We start from the raw sequence: 3,367 nt of genomic DNA, 5'->3' as shown, positions 1-3,367 counted from the left end.
AGGCCGAGCTCGCGCTCGATCGCAATCATCGTCGCCAGCGGCCCGGTATAGACGACACCGCCGGTCAGCGCTTGCAGCAATCCGCCCTCGGCCATGGCCAGCGCGGCCGCGGATGCGCCTGACGTCACCAGCAGCTTCAGCATCTCCATCCGCACCCGCTCGGCCGAGAGGCTGGCGAGGCCCGCACGTCCCCGGATGCAGGCGAGATAGCCGTCGCGGTCGGGCTCGCCCGCACCGAAGGCGGCGTGGATGCGGAAGAAGCGCAGGATGCGCAAATAATCCTCGGCAATACGCTGGTCGGGATCGCCGATGAAGCGCACGCGGCGCGCTTTCGCATCCGCGATGCCGCCGACATGGTCGTAAACGACGCCGGCCGCATCGACCGACAGGCCGTTCATGGTGAAGTCCCGCCGCTCGGCGTCCTTCACCCAGTCGCGGCCGAACGCAACCTTGGCCTTGCGCCCGAAGGTCTCGGTGTCCTCACGCAGCGTCGTGACTTCATAGGGGTGGCTGTCGATCACCAGCGTGATGGTGCCGTGATCGATGCCCGTCGGCACGCTCTTGATGCCGGCAGCCTTGGCGCGCCGCATCACCTCCTCCGGCCGCGCCGTGGTCGCGATGTCGATGTCGCCGGGCTTAAGGCCGAGCAGCGCGTTGCGCACGGCGCCGCCGACCACCCGCGCCTCCTCGCCGTCAGCGTTGAGCAATTGCAGGACGCGCGCGGTCCCGCCAGAGATCAGCCAGGGCGCATCGGCAAGAATCGGCGCAAATATCGGCTTCGCGCTCATCGTGCTGCCCCTATTTTTCCACGCCCGGCACCAGCCTGCCGTTCTCGATATGGGCGGGAACGTAGGTCGAATCCGGTGACGCGCCGGAGAAGTGTGCAAGTCCGATCAGGCCCGCGATGACCAGCACGATCGCCGCCAGTCCGAGACGCGCGACGATCGCCACCGGCCAGGATGATCGCGCGAACAGGCCGGACCGCGTGGCGGCCAGGAACAGCGCATAGACGGCAAAGGGAATGAGGAAGATTCCGATCTCAGTCAGAACCGGCCGGATCATGACGAATAGATCCGCTCATACAGCACACGCAGCATTCCGGCCGTCGCACCCCAGATATAGCGTTCCGCGAACGGCATCGCGTAGTAGGAGCGCTCCATGCCGCGGAATTCCTTGCTGTGCACCTGATGGTTCACCGGATTCATCAGGAAGGATAGCGGCACCTCGAACGCGTCATCAACCTCGGAATGGTTGATGGTGAGCTGAAAGCCCGGTCGCACTTTGGCGACGGTCGGCAAGATGCGGAAGCCGAACCCCGTGCCGTAGAGATCGAGATAACCGAGCGGCTCGACGAAGTCCCTGGACAGCCCGACTTCCTCCTCGGCCTCGCGCAGCGCCGCGTCCAGCGGCGAGGAGTCGGTCGCGTCGATCTTGCCGCCGGGAAAGGCGATCTGGCCGGCATGGTCGTTCAGATGCGCCGAGCGCTGCGTCAAGAGGATGGTCGGCTCGGGATGGTCGACCACCGCGATCAGGACCGCGGCGGGGCGCACCGGCTGCTCGCGCGCGATGATCTCCAGCATCTTGTCGGTGCCGGGATCGCCCGAGGCGGGGATGATGTTGGGATCGTAGAGGCCGGCCGGGACTTCGAAATCGAGCTTGGCCCGGGAGCGCGCGAAGAAATCCGCCGCGCCCATCGCGGCCCGATCGTTCTTGGGGATAGCCTTGTTCAAAGTGCGGTCCTCACCTGCTCCGCATCGGCCATGGCGAAGAATTCGCCTGATGATTCGACGCCGAACATCGGCTGGCCATCGACCATCCGCTCCTCACCCATGTCAACCAGATCGTAATAGAGCGCCCGCGTGACCTTGGCCCAGAGCTCGGCGCGGACATGCAAGTACGGCGTCAGCCCGCCGTCCCGGGCCTGCTCGAAGCGGAGCCGGTGCGCGGCGTCGCAGGCGACCCAGTCGTCGACATTGGTGCGGAAGCGCAGCACGCGATGGTTGTCCTCGCCGTCTTTCTGCATTTCGACTGCCATGAACGGCGCATCATCGACGCGAATGCCGACCTTCTCCACCGGCGTGACCAGGAAATGCTTGTCGCCCTCGCGCTTCAGGATGGTCGAAAACAGCCGGACCAGAGCGGGGCGCCCGATTGGCGTCCCCATGTAGAACCAAGTACCGTCGGAGGCGATTCGGATGTCGAGATCGCCGCAAAACGGCGGATTCCACAGATGCACCGGAGGCAGGCCCTTTTTGGCGCCTTCGGGATTGGCAGCGCTTTTGGCGGCGGCAGTCAGCCCTTCGAGACTGCGATCGGCGCTCTGCCCTTGGTTCGCCATGGTTTGCCCTGACTTTGTCCCTGGCACGATTGGTGCAGGTCTACGTTGTAGGTTGGTGCTCGGTTCCACCCCGGATTAGTGCGGCGTGGAGGTCGCCACTTCGTGATGCCGTACATAACCCGAAGCCGATAAGGTGGGGATAGGTTAATTCAACGAATACATGGCCTTCCTGCAAGTCTAGCATAGGGCCCATGATCTAGCGTGATGGCCTGACGTGACGTGCTGACGTGACGACGCAGGCAAGCCGCATGCGGGCTGAAGGAGCGAACGGATGGCGGAGAGTGTCGAGAAACTCGAGGACGGGATCGTCCGTTCGGCCGAGCAGGTGTCGGGCCAGATTCGCGCAGCGAAAGATGCGATCGCATCCGTCATCTTCGGCCAGGATCGCGTGATCGAGAACACGCTGGTCACCATCCTCTCCGGCGGCCATGCGCTGCTGATCGGTGTGCCGGGTCTTGCCAAGACCAAGCTGGTCGAGACGCTCGGCGTCACGCTCGGTCTCGATGCCAAGCGCATTCAGTTCACGCCCGATTTGATGCCGTCGGACATTCTCGGCGCCGAGGTGCTCGATGAGAGCACCGCCGGCAAGCGCGCCTTCCGCTTCATTTCAGGTCCGGTGTTCGCGCAGCTGCTGATGGCGGACGAGATCAACCGCGCCAGCCCACGGACGCAGTCGGCGCTTTTGCAAGCGATGCAGGAACAGCACATCACCGTCGCCGGCGCGCGCCACGATCTGCCAAAGCCCTTCCACGTGCTCGCGACACAGAACCCGCTGGAGCAGGAAGGCACCTATCCGCTGCCCGAAGCGCAGCTCGACCGCTTCCTGATGGAGATCGACGTCGACTATCCCGATCGCGACGCCGAGCGCCGCATCCTGTTCGAGACCACCGGCGCCGAGGAAACGCTGGCGAGGGGAGCGATGACCGCGGATGCGCTGATCACCGCGCAGCGGCTGATCCGGCGCCTGCCGGTCGGCGATTCCGTGGTGGAGGCGATCCTGTCGCTGGTGCGCTCGGCCCGTCCCGGTCC

5 protein-coding genes are annotated in these 3,367 nt (G+C 65.0%); 1 reads left to right on the top strand and 4 read right to left on the bottom strand.

Annotated elements, in window-relative coordinates; all coding sequences use genetic code 11:
• The 4 genes from MOV75_RS31785 to MOV75_RS31770 all read right to left on the bottom strand — a co-directional run.
• The coding region (locus MOV75_RS31785; protein WP_247007295.1) for a CCA tRNA nucleotidyltransferase at positions 1-788 on the bottom strand (788 nt) is incomplete at its 3' end.
• A 10-nt stretch (positions 789-798) separates the two neighbouring features.
• Positions 799-1,062 carry a DUF6111 family protein gene (locus MOV75_RS31780; RefSeq protein WP_246931410.1) on the bottom strand — a complete coding sequence of 88 codons (264 nt, stop codon included), beginning with the start codon at positions 1,060-1,062 and terminating at the stop codon, positions 799-801.
• Entirely contained in the window at positions 1,059-1,730 is a 672-nt protein-coding gene (locus MOV75_RS31775; RefSeq protein ID WP_246931411.1) for a CoA pyrophosphatase, read from the bottom strand. The genes MOV75_RS31780 and MOV75_RS31775 overlap by 4 nt, the downstream gene beginning before the upstream one ends.
• Complete coding sequence (locus MOV75_RS31770; protein WP_246931412.1) at positions 1,727-2,338, bottom strand: DUF1285 domain-containing protein; 612 nt, start codon at positions 2,336-2,338, stop codon at positions 1,727-1,729. The genes MOV75_RS31775 and MOV75_RS31770 overlap by 4 nt, the downstream gene beginning before the upstream one ends.
• Positions 2,339-2,609: 271 nt before the next feature.
• On the opposite strand from MOV75_RS31770, the gene MOV75_RS31765 reads away from it, so the two are divergent.
• Positions 2,610-3,367, top strand: a 758-nt coding sequence (locus MOV75_RS31765; protein ID WP_247007294.1) for a MoxR family ATPase, incomplete at its 3' end; no start/stop codon positions are given.

Origin of the sequence: Bradyrhizobium sp. PRIMUS42 (assembly GCF_023006515.1) — a bacterium.
In the GTDB taxonomy this organism is placed as follows: Bacteria; Pseudomonadota; Alphaproteobacteria; order Rhizobiales; family Xanthobacteraceae; genus Bradyrhizobium.
The sequence above is the reverse complement of the archived record's forward strand: the minus strand, read 5'-3'. Positions and strand labels throughout refer to the sequence as shown.